13 protein-coding genes are annotated in these 17,184 nt (G+C 70.0%); 4 read left to right on the top strand and 9 right to left on the bottom strand.

Annotation, left to right across the window (positions count from 1 at the left end; translation table 11 throughout):
- Positions 1-8 precede the first annotated feature (8 nt).
- Both AB8619_RS07910 and AB8619_RS07905 read left to right on the top strand, forming a co-directional pair.
- On the top strand, positions 9-1,307 hold the full coding sequence (locus tag AB8619_RS07910) for an ArnT family glycosyltransferase (RefSeq protein ID WP_436795919.1): 1,299 nt from the start codon (positions 9-11) through the stop codon (positions 1,305-1,307).
- On the top strand, positions 1,304-3,289 hold the full coding sequence (locus tag AB8619_RS07905) for an acyltransferase family protein (RefSeq protein WP_436795918.1): 1,986 nt from the start codon (positions 1,304-1,306) through the stop codon (positions 3,287-3,289). Before AB8619_RS07910 ends, AB8619_RS07905 begins: the two co-directional genes overlap by 4 nt.
- On the opposite strand, the gene AB8619_RS07900 is transcribed toward AB8619_RS07905, so the two are convergent.
- Genes AB8619_RS07900 through AB8619_RS07865 form a run of 8 tightly spaced genes read right to left on the bottom strand, consistent with a single transcriptional unit; the run spans position 3,259 to position 13,129 of the window.
- Positions 3,259-4,782, bottom strand: coding sequence for a DUF2142 domain-containing protein (locus AB8619_RS07900; RefSeq protein WP_436795917.1), 1,524 nt, complete (start codon positions 4,780-4,782; stop codon positions 3,259-3,261). The genes AB8619_RS07905 and AB8619_RS07900 overlap by 31 nt on opposite strands.
- A 26-nt stretch (positions 4,783-4,808) precedes the next feature.
- On the bottom strand, positions 4,809-6,530 hold the full coding sequence (locus AB8619_RS07895) for a hypothetical protein (protein WP_436795916.1): 1,722 nt from the start codon (positions 6,528-6,530) through the stop codon (positions 4,809-4,811).
- Positions 6,531-6,586: 56 nt separating this feature from the next.
- On the bottom strand, positions 6,587-8,446 hold the full coding sequence (locus AB8619_RS07890; RefSeq protein WP_436795915.1) for an ArnT family glycosyltransferase: 1,860 nt from the start codon (positions 8,444-8,446) through the stop codon (positions 6,587-6,589).
- Complete coding sequence (locus AB8619_RS07885) at positions 8,443-9,471, bottom strand: NAD-dependent epimerase/dehydratase family protein (protein WP_436795914.1); 1,029 nt, start codon at positions 9,469-9,471, stop codon at positions 8,443-8,445. Before AB8619_RS07885 ends, AB8619_RS07890 begins: the two co-directional genes overlap by 4 nt.
- Positions 9,468-10,502, bottom strand: coding sequence for an NAD-dependent epimerase/dehydratase family protein (locus tag AB8619_RS07880; protein WP_436795913.1), 1,035 nt, complete (start codon positions 10,500-10,502; stop codon positions 9,468-9,470). The genes AB8619_RS07885 and AB8619_RS07880 overlap by 4 nt, the downstream gene beginning before the upstream one ends.
- Positions 10,499-11,926, bottom strand: a complete 1,428-nt coding sequence (locus tag AB8619_RS07875) for an FAD-dependent oxidoreductase (protein ID WP_436795912.1) — start codon at positions 11,924-11,926, stop codon at positions 10,499-10,501. Before AB8619_RS07875 ends, AB8619_RS07880 begins: the two co-directional genes overlap by 4 nt.
- A complete protein-coding gene (locus AB8619_RS07870; RefSeq protein ID WP_436795911.1) occupies positions 11,923-12,225 on the bottom strand; it encodes a hypothetical protein in 303 nt (100 codons plus the stop codon). Before AB8619_RS07870 ends, AB8619_RS07875 begins: the two co-directional genes overlap by 4 nt.
- Positions 12,226-12,235: 10 nt before the next feature.
- A complete protein-coding gene (locus tag AB8619_RS07865; RefSeq protein WP_436795910.1) occupies positions 12,236-13,129 on the bottom strand; it encodes a decaprenyl-phosphate phosphoribosyltransferase in 894 nt (297 codons plus the stop codon).
- Positions 13,130-13,183: 54 nt separating this feature from the next.
- On the opposite strand from AB8619_RS07865, the gene AB8619_RS07860 reads away from it, so the two are divergent.
- Positions 13,184-14,815, top strand: a complete 1,632-nt coding sequence (locus tag AB8619_RS07860; protein ID WP_436795909.1) for a hypothetical protein — start codon at positions 13,184-13,186, stop codon at positions 14,813-14,815.
- Between the two features lie 34 nt (positions 14,816-14,849).
- Entirely contained in the window at positions 14,850-15,575 is a 726-nt protein-coding gene (locus tag AB8619_RS07855; RefSeq protein ID WP_436795908.1) for a polyprenol monophosphomannose synthase, read from the top strand.
- Here AB8619_RS07855 and AB8619_RS07850 read toward each other — a convergent pair.
- Positions 15,526-17,067 carry a glycosyltransferase gene (locus AB8619_RS07850; RefSeq protein ID WP_436795907.1) on the bottom strand — a complete coding sequence of 514 codons (1,542 nt, stop codon included), beginning with the start codon at positions 17,065-17,067 and terminating at the stop codon, positions 15,526-15,528. The genes AB8619_RS07855 and AB8619_RS07850 overlap by 50 nt on opposite strands.
- Positions 17,068-17,184 lie beyond the last annotated feature (117 nt).

The raw sequence follows: 17,184 nt of genomic DNA, 5'->3' as shown, positions 1-17,184 counted from the left end.
ACGTCGCGATGCCTGCCGCCCCTTCCAGCCGCCGTCGCGCCACTGCGTACGGAGAAGGCGAATTCGACCGCGAGCGGGCACTGCGATGGCTCGCCGCCATCGTGGCCGTGGGCGCAGTCCTTCGTTTCGGCGTGGCCTTCTTCGCCGACCGTGACCAACTGGGGTTCAACGACCAGTTCCTCTATCACCACATGGCCGAGGGCCTGGCGCGGGGCGACGGCTACCAGATCTTCGGCGAACCAACGGTCCGCTGGCCGCCGCTCTACGCGTTCCTGCTGTCGTTGGTGTACCGCGTCACCGGGCCGGATCCGACGTGGGGATTCATGCTCAACGCGGCCCTCTCGCTCACGGCGGTGCCGTTGACCTACCTGGTCGGCGCACGAACGCTCGGGCGCCGACCCGCCGTCGTGGCCGCCGCCGTCGTGGCGTTGCTTCCTGGCCAGTGGCTCTTCGCCGCCACCATCCTGACCGAGCCTCTGGCCACCGTCCAGCTCCTGCTCGCCGTGTGGCTCGTCGTGCGGTGGAGGCCCAGCGTCGGCACCGCACTGGCGTTCGGTCTCCTCATCGGCACTGCCGCGCTGACCCGCGGCGAGGGCATGCTCCTGGGCCTGGTCGCACTGGTCGGATGGTGGCGTGTCGTCCCCCTACGTCGGGTCGCGCCCACCCTCCTCGCCGCAGCGTTGGTCGCAGCCGTCATCGTCGCACCGTGGGCCGCCCGCAACGAGCGGGTCGCCGGCGAGGCGGTCGGCCTCTCCGCCAACTCCGGCGAGACCATCTGGGCGGGGCACAACCCGACCGCCGACGGCGGTGCCACCTACGCCCCGTCCGAGGTCCTCCAACCAGCGGCGGAGACCCCGTTCGGAGCGCAGCGCGAGCTGGCCAACGCTCGGCTGTTGCGCGAGGACGCTCGGCGGTGGGCGACGTCGAACCCCCACAAGGTGGTCGCGCTGATCCCCTTGAAGCTCATCCAACTCGTGAGCGGCGACGGCAAGGTGGTCGAGATCTGGATCGAGGCCGAGGACCCGGTGCTCGGGACCCTCGGACCGTCCCTCGCGGTGGTGGCCGACTTCTCGTGGTATGCGCTCTTCGGCGTGTTCCTGTTGGGCATGGTCCGTTCCGGCCGCCGACAGCTCGCCGAGCCGTGGGTGCGCGCCTGTCTCGCGCTGCCGGCGGTCTCCCTCGTGTTGTACGGGGTACTCCTGTACGGGAACTTCCGCTATCGCATCCCCTACGAGCCGGTCCTCGTGCTCGTGGCCACGCCCATGCTGCTCCGGGTCGCCGCCCTGCGTCCCGACCAGGGTCCGTGACCCAGACCGGCGTCGCGCCGCGAGGTGATCCGGCGCCGGAGATCGCCGACGCCGACCACCGACCGGAACTCGACGGGGTCCGTGGTCTCGCCGTGGCCGCCGTCCTGGCGTTCCACCTCGGCGTCCCGTGGGCTGTCGGGGGCTTCCTCGGGGTCTCGACGTTCTTCACGCTGTCGGGCTTCTTGATCACGCGTGTGCTCCTCACCTCCGCGTTCTCCTCCACCGACACGACCGGCCCCGACCTCCATCGGTTCTGGGTGAGACGGGTTCGACGCCTCCTTCCCGCGGCTGCCGTCACCCTCGCCGGGGTGGCCGTACTGGTCCTCACGGAACAACTCTCGGGTGGCCCCCGCCCGCTCCAGGACCTCCTCTCGGCCACGGTTCAGGTGTCCAACTGGTGGTTCTTCCTGAGCCCGGACGGCTACGCCGATCTTTTCGCCGACCCCTCGCCCGTGGCCCACCACTGGAGTCTCGCCATCGAGGAGCAGGTGTACCTGATCCTGCCCGTGGTCGCGTGGCTCTGCTTGCGCCGAACCGACCAGGCGACGGGACGGCGACGACTGCGCCTCGTGTTGCTCGCCGCGCTGTCGATGTCGATCGTGGCGACCGTCGCCACCGACGACCTCGACCTCGTGTACTACGGAACACACATCCGAGCCGGTGAGGTGCTCCTCGGTGCGCTCGCGGCCACGGTGGGCTCCACCTGGCCGAACCGGGCCGACCCCGCTCCCGACCGTGCGCCGCTGCGCCGTTGGGCGAGCGCGCTGGGCGTGGTCGCGCTGGGCGCCACGATCGCCGCGTGGTGGACCGTCGAACTCACCGATCCCATCATCCGCAACGGCGGCCTCCTGGCATTCGGCCTCGTGTCGACGGTCCTGATCGTCACAGGACTCCGGCCCGGGCCACTGCGGTCACTTCTCCGCAGCCGAGGGTTGGTGGCACTGGGCACCGTGTCGTACGGCACCTACCTGTACCACTGGCCGGTGTACCTCTGGGTCGACGCGCGGATGCCGGACCTCGTCGAGCCCGTTGCCGGGTTGCTCCAGGTCGGTGGATCGATCGCGCTCGCAGTGCTCTCGTCACACCTCCTCGAGCAACCCATCCGCCGAGGGTCCGCGGGGATCGAGCGTGCGTTCGTCGCCATCGGTGTCGTCGTGATCGCGATCGTCGCGCTGACCCTGGCGCTGCCCGCACCGGCCGACGAGGGAGCCGACCTGGCCGACGCCGCCCGTCGTCTCGACGACCTGGTGGCGGGCTCGGCGACACCGGACTCGGTGTCGTCCGGTCGGGTCCGTGTGTCCTTCTTCGGCGACTCGACGGCACTCGTCCTCGGCTTGGGCGTCCGTGACCGACTCGACGAGCGCGGCGACGACGCAGAGGCCACCGTGGTGCCCGGCTCCGCCACGCTCGGGTGCGGCGTGGTCCGTGGGGACCAGCGCCGAGTGGGCGGCCGCAGCGGCCCGCTCCCCGACGAGTGCTTGAACTGGCCCGAACGATGGACGGAGGTGCTCGAGGCACATCCGGCGGACGTCGCCGTCGTGCTCGTCGGACCGTTCGACGTCATCGATCGACGCATCGACGGCGGCGAGACATGGCAGGGCCCGGGGGACGAGGCGTACGACTTGCTGGCGCTCGATGAACTCCGGAGAGCGGTCGACGTCCTCGGCACCGGAGCGGAGCACGTGGTGTTGTTGACCAGCCCGCGGATCGGAACGGACCCACAGCAGGTCCCGGCGACAGGGGACGATCCCGTCGACCGTGATCCTCGACGCATGGACCGCTTCAACGAACTGCTGCGCGAGGTGGGCGCCGAACGCCCGGCCGTCACCGTCATCGACATGGCTGCCTGGTTCGAGGAACGGGTCGCCGACGGGTCTGACGTCGACCTCCGGCCGCACGGGGTGCACCTCTCCGACGACGGAACGCGTGCAGTGGGCCGGTGGCTCGTTCCTCAGCTCGTCGCGCTCGACAGCGACCGCTGAGGTCGGGCGTCGGCGTCGGGGCCCGTCCAGCGGACCAGCACCGCCAGCAGCGCCGACACCGCTGCGACGGCGACGACGAGGTGGATGACGACAGGGCCGGTCGCCGGAGACCAGCGAGCATCGACCAGGAACTTCGCCGGCGAGGACGATCCGGACGTGCCCACGGCGTACCGACGGATCGCGGCGGCGAACGAGACGATCCACCCCGACGCCACCGCCACCATCACGACCACACCGAGGTCGAGTCGACGATCGTCGCTCGCCGTCGAGCGCCCCACATCCCGTGCCGGAAGGCCGGCAGCGGCGAGGATCGGCCCGCCGACCAGGATCGGGAGCGCGTACCTGCCCTGCCAGAAGAAGCCGATCGGGGGTACGGCGAACCCCTCAGCACCCACCTGGACCAGGATGCCGGCGGCCAGCACTGCCAGGGCGAGGGCTGTCGCCCGACGATCGCCTCGCCGCACGGCGATGCCCATCAGCGCGAGGAGCCCGGCCACCCAGACGAGGAGGACGGCCGCCGGCAGGCGGACCTCGTTCGAGCCGAACACGCCGACCGCCTGCTCGAGGTACCAGGGAAGCCGCCCGACCGCGTCACCGATGCCTTGACCCGGCCGGTGGATGGGGAGCCATCGGCGAACGTGGTCGACATAGACCAGCGAGACTCCCGCGACGAGCAACCCGACGATCGTCCATGCCCGGACGTCGCGACGGCGCCACAGCTGTCGGGAGTTCCTCCATCCGCCGATCAGGCACGCCACCGCCACGATCCCCGCGGCGAACGGCACCGACAGACCACGAGCACCCACCAGGACCGTCAGGGCGACACCGGCACGGGTGACGAGGCGGGCCGACACCGCGTCCGGGGCGCGCACCATCACCAGGAGGCTGGCCCACAGCCCAGTCGCCGCGATGATCTCGATGCCGTTGGTGTTGATGTGGGCGGTCAGGTACAGGACTTCGGGCGTCGTCGCCAGCATCACGGCCGCGATCCCGAGCCGAGGACGACGGAACCGGGATGCGGACGCCAGCGCAGAGGTGAGCACCGCCATGCAGAGGGCGACGCCGAGCAAGCGCATCAGGAGATACCCCGTGAGTCCGGGGTCGACGAGGGTCGGGAGACCCACCGCGACGTACCACCACGGCGGACTACGGAACTGATAGGTGAAGCCGGGAACGAGCTGGTCGCCCCCAGCGAACTCCGGCGCACAGGACGGCAGGACGTCAGGGCGAGCCCGGAAGCAGTCGGACGGGAGCATGTAGGCCTCGGGTACGTCCACCGCGATCATCTGCGTGTACATCACCGGGAACGGATCGATCGCCTCGGGCCCCAGCAACTGCCCGCGAGCAGCGCCCGCCGCACGCACCGCGTGCGAGTGCTCGTCGTGACCCGACTGCGGCGGCGACGCCAGCGACCACGCACCGGAGATGACGACCAAGCATGCGAACACCAACCACCATCGACGGCCGCCGAGCGGCTCGCGAGGCGCCGTCATGGAAACCGCTCGACTCTCGCCGCCGGTCAACCTGCGGCCTCTGCGTCTGCGCCTGGGTGGAAGAACACGCCGACCGTCGACACCCTCCACCGCGCCTCGATCCCGCCGAGAAGCGCCGCCTCCTCCTGCGACGGATCCGGCAACGCCCGGAGGTGCTCCAGCTCAGCGAGGTCGTCCTCGTCGAACCCCGTCGCGAACGCGATGCGCTGCTCGCCCGGCGCCGCATCGAGCGCGTCGTTCCCGTTGGCGAAGCGAATCGTTCCCGCGGCGTCGCCGGTGGGCTCTCGACCGCTGCCGAAGCGGAGTACGTCGATGTCCAGCACGGTCTCGAACGCGACACCACGGGCCTGGAGGTGCGCCATGACGACGTAGGAGTACGGCTCCCCGAAGAGCATCCCCCGTCGGTCGATCTCGATCAGGTCGAGGTCCTCCAGCGGTCCGAGCTGGGCGATCAGGTCCCGGGCGACTGGGACCAACGGTTCGTGGCTGGCCACCAGATCGGCTCGCGCGCCCGGCAGGGACGCCACCGCCGCAACGAGCACCAGGACTGCGAAGCCGATCCGGACGGGGGCTCGGGAGGCGTCCTCGACCCGAGTGTCCCCGGACCGGCGTCGTCGGGTCGCGTCTGCGAGTCTGACGGCGAGGACCCGCGCGACCACCACGGCGACGCTGACCCACACCCATGCGGCCGCCGCCCACAGCCATCGATAGTTCCCCGCGACCAGACCGAAGTCGCCGGTGGGCACCTGCGACGTCGCCGACACCAGGGCCAGTGCAAGCACTGCTCCCGAGGTCGCGATCGCGGCCACGCCCACACGATCGTCCGAGCGGTGGGCGAGCACGCCGGAGCCGCCCAACAGCAGTCCGACCAGCACCAGCGCGAACACCGCGACGCCCAGGCTGCCGAGGGCGTTGGGATCGAAGTCCCGGTACGACGACGGGAACCACCAGGGCGGCAAGGCGACGACCTCGGCGACCGACCGCAACCCATGCGTGAACCCGGCAGACTCCGGACCCGCACCCGCGGCGCTGGCCACGTTGCCGAGATTCCCGCGGCCGGCGAACTGATCGAGCAGTGGTTGGGCCCAACAGAGCACCGTCACGACCACGCTGGCGACCACAACGCCCCGGACGGTGCTCGGCGCCTCCTCCGAACGTGTTCGACGACGCCATCCCACCCAACAGACCACCGCAGCACCGACGCCCAGGATCGGAATCGAGGTCAGATAGGTGAGGTGCGTCTGCACCAGGAGACTGGCCACCCCGATCGCCCACGGCAGCGACCGCAGATCGCCGGCGACCATCGCCCAGACCAGGACCGTGAACGCGAAGGCAGCGAGAACCATTGCGCTGTGTTGCTGCGGCTCGTGGAGTTGGGTGCCCAGGGTCCAGCACAAGGCGGCGGCACCCGTTGCGACAACCAGCGATCCCAGCGCGCCGGCGACGCGGCGGGCTGCGAAGCACGCTGTGGCGATCGCAGCGATGTTCATCGCCGCCACGCCGATCGCGGTCCCGTTGATCCAACCCACCCTGACGGGCAGGGCGAGCAGGTCGAACTGCATCGGACCGAGGTTGTTCACGTCGACGCCCACCGACATCGAGCCCGAGCTCCATGCGCCGATGAGCGGATGATGTGTGGTCCCGACGTCGGCGGCCCGTATCGGGAAGTAGGCGTTGTCCCCCATCGGCAGCCAGTCGCCGGTCACGGCCAGCACCGTCACCACGACCACCGGTACTGCGGCGATCATCCACGGGAGGTGAACGGAGAGCCGCAGCCCGGTCCGATGCAGACGCGCGCTGTGCGTCACGGAGCCTCCGCCGGTGTCAGATACACCGCTGTCGGAACACCGATCCGGAGCATGCGCGCGAGTCGGGCTTGTGCGTCGACGGACAGCCGAGTGTCGACCGACAGGGCGAAGAGTTGCGTGTCCATCCACGGAACGAGCTCGTCGAGGCCCTTCTCCTCGAGCTCGGCCCGGACCTCGCTGCGCAGCTGCTCCAGTTCTCGCAGTTCGTCAGGCGTACGGTCGTCGACCACGGCGACCCGCACGGCATCGTCACGGGCGTCCCACCGATCGAGCGCGACCCCGGTGGCGAGCACGACGCGGGCCGCAGCGCCGTCACTGCCCGTGGATCGGTGCGGCGTCGCCGGCACCCGCAGTCGTGGTTCCGCCCGAACGTCGAACCCACGTCGTTCGAGTTCGCTGAGCAGCCCGTAGCCCTGCGACCCGATGTGGACGGGATCGTCCCACGCCACGAGGTAGCGGTCGTCGGCACCGGTCGCGGGCCCCAGACCGGCGGTCAGCGCGTCGGCGGTCGCCGAGACCAACGGGCGCAGGACGTCGGAGAGATACGTGTCGGACGGCGTCGCGTCACCAGCGGTCGTCACGACCCTTGCCGACAGCAGCAGCGCCACCAAGAGCGCGGTCGGCGCGACGAGTCCCCCGATGGTCGACCGACGGACCGAGCCGAGCCGCGGCCCGAGCACCCGCCACGCCGTGGCGACCGAGGCCAGGATCATCAGCGCCGACAGGCCCCAGATCCACAACATGAGGTAGTACCAGACGAATCCGAAGATCCGGCTGACCGATGCCACCGCGACCACCAGGCCCACGGCGACCACTGCGTGCAGGGCGAGCAGGCCTCGGTCGCGTCGGGCCAACGACCATCCCGCAGCCAGCGTCCACACGCCGACGGCCACGGCGCCCCGGACCGGGGACGGAGGGCGGTCGGCCGAGCCGGGCACGAGAACTCCGGGCTCGATCGCACTGTCGACCACGAGATGCCAGGGGTCGAGTCGTCGCGCCACCTGCCCTGCCGCGACTCCGAGACCCACGACCTCTTCCTCCTCCGGCGGCGTCGCGAAGTGATCGATCAGGGTCCGGTAGTTGCCGGGATCCCGACGGATCTGATCGACCGTCGGTGGCAGCCAGAGCACGGCACCCAACGCCAGACCTGCACAGGCCCAACGGGCTGCCGCCCGCCCGTCGCCGATCCTCCGTGCCCTCCAGGCCCAGACGGCCAGGGCGAGCGCGCCGACCCCCAGGGACGCGACCAGGTAGGGCACGTGCGTCTGCGCCGCGAACGACCCGGCTGCGACTGCCACCGGGAGGCCGACGGAGTCTCCGTCGACGAGCGACCAGCACGCGACGAGAAATGCCACCCAGAACGTGAGGGGCAGATAGGGGTTCCACGGCTCGGACAACACGCTGATGCCGTACCCCGCGACGAGCACCGTGAGGAGCGCCGCCACGACGACCATCATGCGATCGCCCCCACGGCGTCGGGCGAGCACCAGCGTCGACACGACTGCGGTCGTGTGCAGCACGACGCTGCCCACGAGGAGTGACCACGCCGTCGAGCCCAGCAGTCGGTAGGTGGGGGCGAGTGCCCAGAAGCTGAGCGGTCCGGGGTGGCTTCCCTCCGCGTCGAGGGGTCCGATGCGGCCGGGAAGTCCGATCAGAGGGGTGTGAGACGACCCGACATCGCGGACACGGAACTCGGTCATCGCCAAGTCCAGCACCGGGATCCACGGCGGCGTCCGGACGGCGATCAACCCGGCGACGAGCGGAGCCACGACCATCGCGGTGAGGGCACAGACGCTCATCCACGGGTTGCGGACGAACGCCCCCAGGACGCGCTGCACGACCGGCGATCGGGTCATCGCAACAGCCGGGCGAGCCGGAGGGCCTTGGATCGAGCGGGCGACTGGTGGTGTGAGCGTCCCGACGACTCCGCATCGTGACGGTGTCGCAGGTACCACTCATATGACTCGATGACCATCGAGGCGTTGGAATGCTCCGGCTCCCATCCGAGTTCGTCGACCGCTTTCGAGGTGTCGAACCACAGGGACTCGCCGTAGAGGAGCCAGTGATAGGGGGCGAACGGCGCGAGCCCGACGGCCGATGCCGCCTGCATGCCGAGGCGAGCCGGCGCCGACGGCACAGAGCGAACGCGTGCGCCGGTGGCGGCGTGGGTGCAGAGCGCTGTCAGGGTCTCGCGCATCGTGCCGAACTCCCGCGCTCCGATGTTGTAGCTGGTCGGTCCCGGGCGACCGGACGCGAGGAGGCACGCATCGGCCAGGTCGTCACCGTGAACGAACTGGTAGCGGTTGTGTCCTCCGTCGAGCACGAAGACCGGAGCACCCTCGGCGACGAGGTCGAAGAGCATCGCCATGATGCCGAGACGACCGTGCCCGAGGATCGTTCGCGGACGGACGATGGTCACGTCGAGTCCGGACGCCGTGGCGTCGCGGCACAGCGACTCGGCCTCGAGCTTCGCTCGCCCGTACGCCTCGAGCGGCGCAGGCGGGCTGTCCTCGTCGACCGGATTCTCCTCGGGGATCCCGTAGATCGCGCTGGTCGAGGTGTGGACGACCTTGGCCACCTGGCGATCGCGCGCCGCGAGGAGGACGTTGGCCGTGCCCAACACGTTCACCGACCAGAACAGCTCGCGATCTCGCGCCAACGGGACCTGGGCGACGTTGTGGAGGATCACGTCGACGTCGTCGCAGGCGCCGGCGACCACGTCGCGGTCACGGACGTCACCGATCACGACCTCGACGCCGTCGCGGGGCTCCGGCTCGTTGACGTCGAGGATCCGCGCCCGGTCGCCGGCGGCGAGCACCTTGTCGACGAGGATCGAGCCGAAGTAGCCACTGCCCCCGGTGACCAGGACGGTGCGGGTCACAGCGTCGCCCCGTGGGCCCGGCACCAACGGATGCTGGCGCGCATTCCCTCGAACAGCGTCGTCGGCGGCTCGTAGCCGATCTCGTCGCGGGCGAGCGACACGTCGCAGGCGATGGTGTCCTTGAGTTCGCCGAGCACGTGCACGGCCTGCATGTACCGGCCGGTCGACTGCAGCATGCGATCGACTCGCTCGGCGACGACGCCGGCCAGGCGCGGAAGCCGTGGTTGGCCTCCCGAGACCGGAAGTCCTTCCGCCTCGAAGGCCCGACGGACCTCGGCGAGGACCTCGGTCATCGCGTAGGGCTCGGGATCGGCGATCCAGTACGCCTTACCGGGCGCGGCAGCCGCGACCTCGGCTCGGAGCAAGCCGTGGACCAGGTTGCCCGTGAACACCATCGAGCGACGGTTGCTCCCGTCGCCGACCAGGGGGAACCGTCCACGGCGCACCGTGCGGAGCCAGGTGGTCTGACGTTCCGGTTGCCGGGGACCGTAGAACCACGGCGGGCGCAGGATCACCGTCTCGAGGTCACCGCGTGCCTGCGCTCGGCCGACCAGTCGTTCGGCCTCGAGCTTCGACGCCCCGTACGCCAAGTACGGGTTGGTCGGTGAGGCTTCGGTGAAACGGTGATCGGTCGTCGGATTCGCTCCGAACGGCGAGTTCGACGAGACGTGCAGGAAGCGGCGAGCACCCGAACGTCGGGCGGCGTCGAGCACGACCTCGGTGCCCCCGACGTTGACGTCGAAGAGCTGTCGCGTCCGACCATCGGGGTGGATCACGGCGGCGGCATGGAAGACGGGTGCCGATGCCACGCCGTCGAAGAGCTGCGCCACCGCATCGGCATCGCGCACGTCGCCGACCACCGGCTCGATCGACGGAGAGATCAACTCGAGGAGCGTGGCCTCGGCCGGCGTCTGCACGAGAGCACGGATCTGCGACCGATCGGTGGCGAGCACTCGAACGAGATTCTGGCCCAGCCACCCGCCTGCACCCGTGACCACGACCGACGAGGCGGCCTCGACGTCTGCCTTCATACGAGCTCCGAGAGGAAGTGGTCGGCGTTGCGCGCCGCGATGGTCATGATGGCCGCCTGGGGGTTCACACCGGGAGCGTCCGGAACGAGCGATGCATCGTTGACACGGAGGTTCTCCGCGCCGTGCACTCGTCCGTAGCTGTCGGCTCCCGCTCGCTCGCGTGACTCGCCCATGCGGATCGAGGACGTGAGGTGCACGGTCATCAGATTGGCAGTCGATCGGTCGATCTCGTCCCACCAGCGGATCAGATCGCGCGGATGACGGGCGATGGATCCGCCTCGGACCGACGGGTACAGCTCGGTCGCTCCGGCCTCGAACAGGGCACGTCCGAGACTGATCAGCCCCCGTGCCAGCCGGCTGATGTCGGCATCGGTCAGCCGATACGCCACCAGCGGCGTCGGGGCGCCGGGAACGGCGATCACGCGCCCGCCCGCATCGCTGCGGATGGCCGCGTAGTAGACGAACATCTTCTCCCAGCCGACCAGTGCCCGGCCGACGTCAGCACCGGAGTCGGACAGCGAGAGGCCGATGTGGCCACGCCGGCTGGCCGAACCGCCGATGGCGATGTCGGGTGAGAACTCGGTGATTCGATGCATGGGAACGTCGTCGTGGTCGACGTCATCGGGGAAGCGGGCCACCACCTTCAACGTCGGGTGCATCTTCAAGCCGCCGCCGATCCCGCGACGGAAGCCGCTGCGTTGGAGCAACGCAGGACTGTGGACCGCACCGCCGCAGACCACCACGTGATCGGCGCGAACGTCGACGGTCTCGGAGGTCCCGTCGGGGCGTCGTCGCACCACCCGGGCGCCGGTCACACGACGACCATCACGGAGGAGTCGCCGGACACGACTGTCGGCGACGACCTCGCCACCCGCCTCGACGATCCGAGGCAGGAGCGTCCGGGTCATCGTCTGCTTCTCGGCCCGGCCCCCCTCGGGATACCGGTAGACGCGCGGGAACTCGGTCGCCCGCCAGCCGAGTCGCTCGGCGCCCCGGGCGAGGATCTCCGAGGACTCGGGGGCAGGTCCGGGGAGTCGCGACACCGACTGCCACGCCTCGACCTTCGTGGCGTAGCGGTCGAGCGTGACGGCGTCGAAGCCGTCGATGTCGTAGGTCTGCCGCCACTGATCGGCGAGTTCGTCGGGGACTCGGTGCCACAACCCGCTGTTCACCTCGGTGCTCCCGCCCACGCACCGGCCCTCGGCGTACGCGACGGGAGGGTTGCCGAGCGCGGCCGACGATCCGTGATGGCGGTACTTCTGCGCCATCTCGTCCAGCGAGAAGGCCTCGACGGCGTCGGGAGCGACCCACGGCCCTTCCTCGAGGACCATCACGTCGCGCCCCGCCTCGGCGAGTGTCACGGCCGTCGTCGCTCCCCCGGCGCCGGATCCGACGACGAGGACCTCGGTCTCGAGCGCGGTCACCGTGACGTCGGCGACGACTCGAGGTCGCCGAAGAGCACCAACGAGCGGAACAGCCGCGGGTACTGCTGCAACAGCCCGATCGGACTCCGCTCCATCATCCCGAGCAGGTCGACGAGCGGACGCGACGGAAGGATCCGACGAACGGTCGCCACCAGCACCGACTCGGCCACGACGCCCAGGCGGAGCAGTTCGGGCATGTCGTCCAGACTTCCCCCGACCCAGGCCTCGACCCGCTTGGCGTGGCCGGTGTCGGCGTCTCCGAGCAACGCGTGGATGACGTCTCGTTCGACTCGGAGCACGGCGGCGACTCTATCCAGACACCGGTGGCGTGCCCGCGACGTAGACGCCGAAGGCCATGGTCACGGCCCACGCCGCACCGATGACCAGGAGGGTGCGATCGCCGAGGACGATGTCCTCCGGACCAGCGTGTTCCTCGGTCGAGTGGACGAGCGCATAGCGGAGGATCGCAGTGGTGAACGGGAGGATCGACAACTGGAACCACGGGAATCCGCCGTCGCCCAGATCGGCCCGCTCGAACGCCCACAGGCAGTAGGCGAGGAGCGTGATACCGGCCGACACCGAGCGCACCAGCAGCAGGAACGACTCCGTATACGCATCGAGTGCCTTGCGGTGCTCGCCTGCGGACGCACCGAGGTTGAGTTCGGTGGTGCGTTTCGAGGCGACGAGGAACAGCGACCCGAACCAGGCGACGATGAGGTACCAGTCCGAGAGCGGAAGATCGGTGCCGACGATGCCCGCCACGGCGCGGACCACGAATCCCGACGCGACCGCGACGATGTCGATGACCGCCTGGTGTTTCAGCCAGAGCGTGTAGCTCGTGGTGAGGGCGAGGTACAGACCGACGATCCCGGTCGTTGCCCAGCCGCCCGCGACCGCCGCCACGCCCAGGCTCGCCACGAGCAGTCCCAGCCCCTGTAGCACCGCGGCTCGTGGGCTCATCTCGCCGGCGGCGACCGGCCGTTCACGCTTGCGCGGATGCGTCCGGTCGGCCTCGACGTCGGCGGCGTCGTTGATGCAGTACGTCCCGCTCGCTGCGAGACAGAACGCCACGAACAACAGCACGGTCGGGCCGAGGTATTCGCCCTGGTCGAGCACGCCGGCGGCAGCCGGCGCCGCGAACACGAGGAGGTTCTTGATCCACTGGCGAGGACGGAGCAGCCGCACCGCGGGAGGGACACGCACCGGGCGATGCTAACGACTGCGCAACGAGCGGCTCGGGTTATCGTGCTGGCCGCCATGACGAACCGGATCCTGCCGCCTCTCGTGATCTCCGTCGTGTGCCTTCTCCCCCTGTGGGGGCTGTGGCTGGCCGCCGGTCCGCCCATGGAAGAGGGCTTCATGCTCGTCTTCCCCGAACTGGTCCTCGACGGCTCGCTCCCCAACCGCGACTTCCTCCACCTCTACGGGCCCGGGAGCCTGTGGGTGCTCGCTGCCGTCTACTGGGTCTTCGGTGTCTCGCTGGGTGTGCAGCGGGTCGTCGGCTTCCTCCAGCACCTCGGGGTCGCCTTCGGCGTGTACGCGCTCCTCCGTCCCTGGGGGCCATGGGTCGCCGGCGGCGGCGGGGCGATCGCTGCACTGATCGTGATCACGCCCAGTGGACTCAGCGCGCTCGCATGGATCGGCGGCGTCGCGCTCGGACTGTGGTTCGTGAACGCCGGGGTGCAGATGCTCGAGGCCGAACCCGGTTCCCGCCGGCAGCGGCGTCTGGCGGCCTCGGCTGGCCTGCTCGCAGGTGCGGCACTGCTCTATCGCCTCGACCTCGTGCTCGCCGTCGGCCTCGCCGCACTCGTGATCCTCGCCGGTCTCGACGTGCCGGGACGCAAACGTCTCGTGGCGTGGGCCGTCGTCGGCGTGTCGCCGTACCTCGTGCACCTCGCCACGGCAGGCGTCGGCAACGTCGTCCACGGCATGGTCATCGAGCCGGTGTTCGACCTGCGCGGCGGACGACGACTCCCGCTCCCCCCGTCGTGGGACGACTTCGACGGTTTCCTCCAGCGCGCCGGGTTGCTGGACGAGCCGCCGTGGCCGTTCTGGTCTCCCCGCGGTCCGGTCCAGCTCAACCTCTGGCTGGCCGGGATCCTCGCCGCCACGGTGCTCCTCGTCTGGATGGGCGTCGTCTGCCTGCGCCGCGGCGACCGTCGGCTGCTCGCCATCGCTGCCTTCAGCGCCGGCCTGCTCCCGCAGGCGCTGCAGCGCGCCGACTCCACCCACCTCGCGTGGGTCAGCTGCGTGACCTTCGCCGTCCTTCCTGCCGCACTCGTCGAGCTCCGTCGGCACTGGTCGGGTCGGGTGCCACAGGTCTCCGTGGTCCGATCTCTTGCCGCCCTCGCGGTGCCGATCCTCGTCACCCTGGTCTTCCTCCCCGACTTCACCTGGCGCTCGTACGCCGACTCCGTCGGCCAGACGTTCGGCCACCGCCGAGCCGCCGGGGTGATGGAGCACGACGGCCGGGAGTTCCGCTACGCCCGACCCGACGCCGTCGACTCGGTGAACGCCCTCGTGCGAAGGGTCGACGAGATCGCCGAGCCGGGCGACCGGCTCTTCGTCGGACCCGGCGACCTCCGCCAGACGCCCTACAGCGAGGCGTTCCTCTACTACCTCCTCCCCGATCTGGTGCCGGCGACCCGGTACATCGAGATGGATCCTGGCGTTGCGAACGCCCCCGACTCCGAGATGGCCGACGAACTCGCGGCGTCCGACATCGTGGTCCTGTCGTCGATCCGGGACGATTGGAACGAACCGAACGAGTCGCTCGAGTTCGGGTCCGACGAGCCCAACCAGGTCCTGGCAGAGAACTTCTGCCTCGTGGCGTCGTACGGTGAAGGACTCTTCGGTCGGGGCCTCTACGAACTCTACGAACGGTGCTGAGCAACGAGCGATCCCGGCGCTAGGGTCACCCGCCGTGCGAACCCTGGTGGTCCTGCCCACCTACGACGAGGCGGTGAACATCGCCGACGTACTCACCCAGCTCCGTGCGGCCGTCCCCGATGTCGACATCCTCGTGGTGGACGACAACAGCCCCGACGGCACGGCCGACCTCGCCAAGGCCGCCGCTGCCGAGCTCGGACAGATCGACGTCGAGGTCCGAGCACAGAAGGACGGACTCGGGAACGCCTACCGCCACGGATTCCGGATCGGCATCGACCGTGGCTACGAGATCCTGATGCAGATGGACGCCGACCTGTCGCACGATCCGACGGCCGTGCCCGACCTGCTGGCCGCGATCGACGCCGGCGCCGATGCCGTCATCGGCTCCCGCTACGTTCCCGGCGGATCGATCCCCCATTGGCCTTGGCACCGCCGCCAGATGTCGCGTTGGGGCAACTGGTACGCCTGCGCCGTGCTCGGCATGTCGGTCAGCGACACCACGTCGGGCTTCCGTGCCTACCGCGCCGGCGTCCTCGCCGAGATCGATGTCTTCTCCACCCGAGCCAAGGGCTACGGCTTCCAGATCGAGACGGCCTACCGGGTCTCGCGGACCGGGTTCACGCTGACCGAGGTGCCGATCAGCTTCACCGACCGTGTCCGCGGCTACTCGAAGATGTCGCTCACGGTCGCGGTCGAGGAACTGATCCTCGTCACGTGGTGGGGTCTCCGCGATCGAGTGCTGCGTCGCGGTCGTCGCTGACCCGTCCGACCAAGAGGATCGACAATCCGACCGGTAGGTCGACGATTCCTAGGAGTCGACGCTCTGCTGCGACGACCCCGCTGATCACGCGGTTGACGAAGGGCGAGACGAAGCTTGCCTCTTCGGCCTTGTCGCCATCGACCAGCCGGCGGAGTGGTGTTCGTCGCACGAGGAAGGCGACCGGCGCCAACCAACTGTGGAAGTGCGTGCACCGCTCGACGTCGATCCCAGCGGCGCGTGCGGCCTCGGCGAGCGGCCGCCGTGTGTAGCGGCGGCGATGGCCGAGGCGGACGTCGTGATCGCTCCACGCCCACTGATAGGCGGGCACGGCCACGATCACGAGGCCGCCGGGGCCCGCGACACGTGCCAGCTCGCGGAACCCGGCGACGTCGTCATCGAGATGTTCGATCACGTCGAGCGAGGTGACGGCACCCGTCGCGCCACCGGCGATGGGGATGGCCTCGGCGACGGCCTGCGCCAGGATCGGACGCGGCTCGAACCGGGTGCTCAGTCGGAGCGCCTCCTCATCGAGCTCCACGCCGACGGCCGGGCGGCCCGCTGCCCACAACGCGTCCAGCAGTCCCCCGGTCCCGGCGCCGACGTCGACGACCGTCCCCACCGCATCGTGACGATCGAGCTCGGCGAGGACGAGGTTCCGCTTGGCACGGAACCACCAGTGCGTTCGTTCCACCGTGGCCATGGCCGTGATCGCGTCCGCTTCCATCGGTCCCGCACCGCCCACACCGCTCCCGCCCGCCTCCCGGTCGAGCTGGCGACGGATCCGTACAGCGGCCCGCGCCATGTCGATGCCGTCGCGCACGGGCCGGACCCTGCTCGCCTCGACGTGGGACCACTGCACCGGAAGCGGCGTGACCTGGAGGCCGCTCCTCCCGGCCCGCGCCAGCACCTCGACGTCGAAGGCGAACCGCTCGGTCGTGAGCCGCGAGAAGATCTCGGTCGCCGCCGTCCCGCTGAAACCCTTGAGCCCGCACTGGGTGTCGCGCTCGGACGTCAGTCCCAACGAACGCAACAACAGGTTGAACGTCCGACCTGACAACACCCGATGGACCGGCTGGTTCCGATGCAGTTCGCTGCCCGGGTGGGCGCGGGTCCCGTACACGACGTCGGATCCCTGGTCCTCGAGTTGGTCGAAGCACCGCGAGATGTCGGCGGGATCGACGCAGAGGTCGGCGTCGACGAAGACCCTGCTCCGCCCTTGCGCCGCGAGCATCCCGGCCCGGACCGCCGCGCCCTTCCCTCGGTTCTCCGGTTGCCGCAGGACCTGCCAGTGGACGAAGCCGGCGGAGGCCAGCGCCGCCTCGGCGACCTCGGGAGTCCCGTCGCTGCTGCCGTCGTCGACGAGCAGGATCTCGACGTTCTCGTCGACGATGCCCGAAGCCTCGAGCGTGCGCACTGTGGCGCCGATCCGGCTTCCCTCGTCGAACATCGGGATCACGAGCGACCGAGCGGGGATGGTGGGTCCGGCGGGCACGCGCGGCATAGAGTACGGAGCCCCAACGGGACCCGCAAAGGGCGCGAGGCCCGGACTCCGAGGGATCCCGCGAACCATTGGACTCCGATCACCCTGACCTGACCGAACGATCGGTCC

The organism is Actinospongiicola halichondriae, from assembly GCF_049103745.1.
GTDB classification, from domain to species: domain Bacteria; phylum Actinomycetota; class Acidimicrobiia; order Acidimicrobiales; family Salinilacustritrichaceae; genus Salinilacustrithrix; species Salinilacustrithrix halichondriae.
Note: the sequence above shows the minus strand (reverse complement) of the source record. Positions and strands in the feature narration are given on the sequence as shown.

Excerpts from the sequence above, each read along its gene's own strand:
- AB8619_RS07910 (WP_436795919.1), top strand. The coding sequence starts at position 9 with ATGCCTGCCGCCCCTTCCAGCCGCCGTCGCGCCACTGCGTACGGAGAA.
- AB8619_RS07860 (WP_436795909.1), top strand. The coding sequence starts at position 13,184 with ATGACGAACCGGATCCTGCCGCCTCTCGTGATCTCCGTCGTGTGCCTT.
- AB8619_RS07880 (WP_436795913.1), bottom strand. The coding sequence starts at position 10,502 with ATGAAGGCAGACGTCGAGGCCGCCTCGTCGGTCGTGGTCACGGGTGCA.
- AB8619_RS07900 (WP_436795917.1), bottom strand. The coding sequence starts at position 4,782 with ATGACGGCGCCTCGCGAGCCGCTCGGCGGCCGTCGATGGTGGTTGGTG.
- AB8619_RS07890 (WP_436795915.1), bottom strand. The coding sequence starts at position 8,446 with ATGACCCGATCGCCGGTCGTGCAGCGCGTCCTGGGGGCGTTCGTCCGC.
- AB8619_RS07895 (WP_436795916.1), bottom strand. The coding sequence starts at position 6,530 with ATGATCGCCGCAGTACCGGTGGTCGTGGTGACGGTGCTGGCCGTGACC.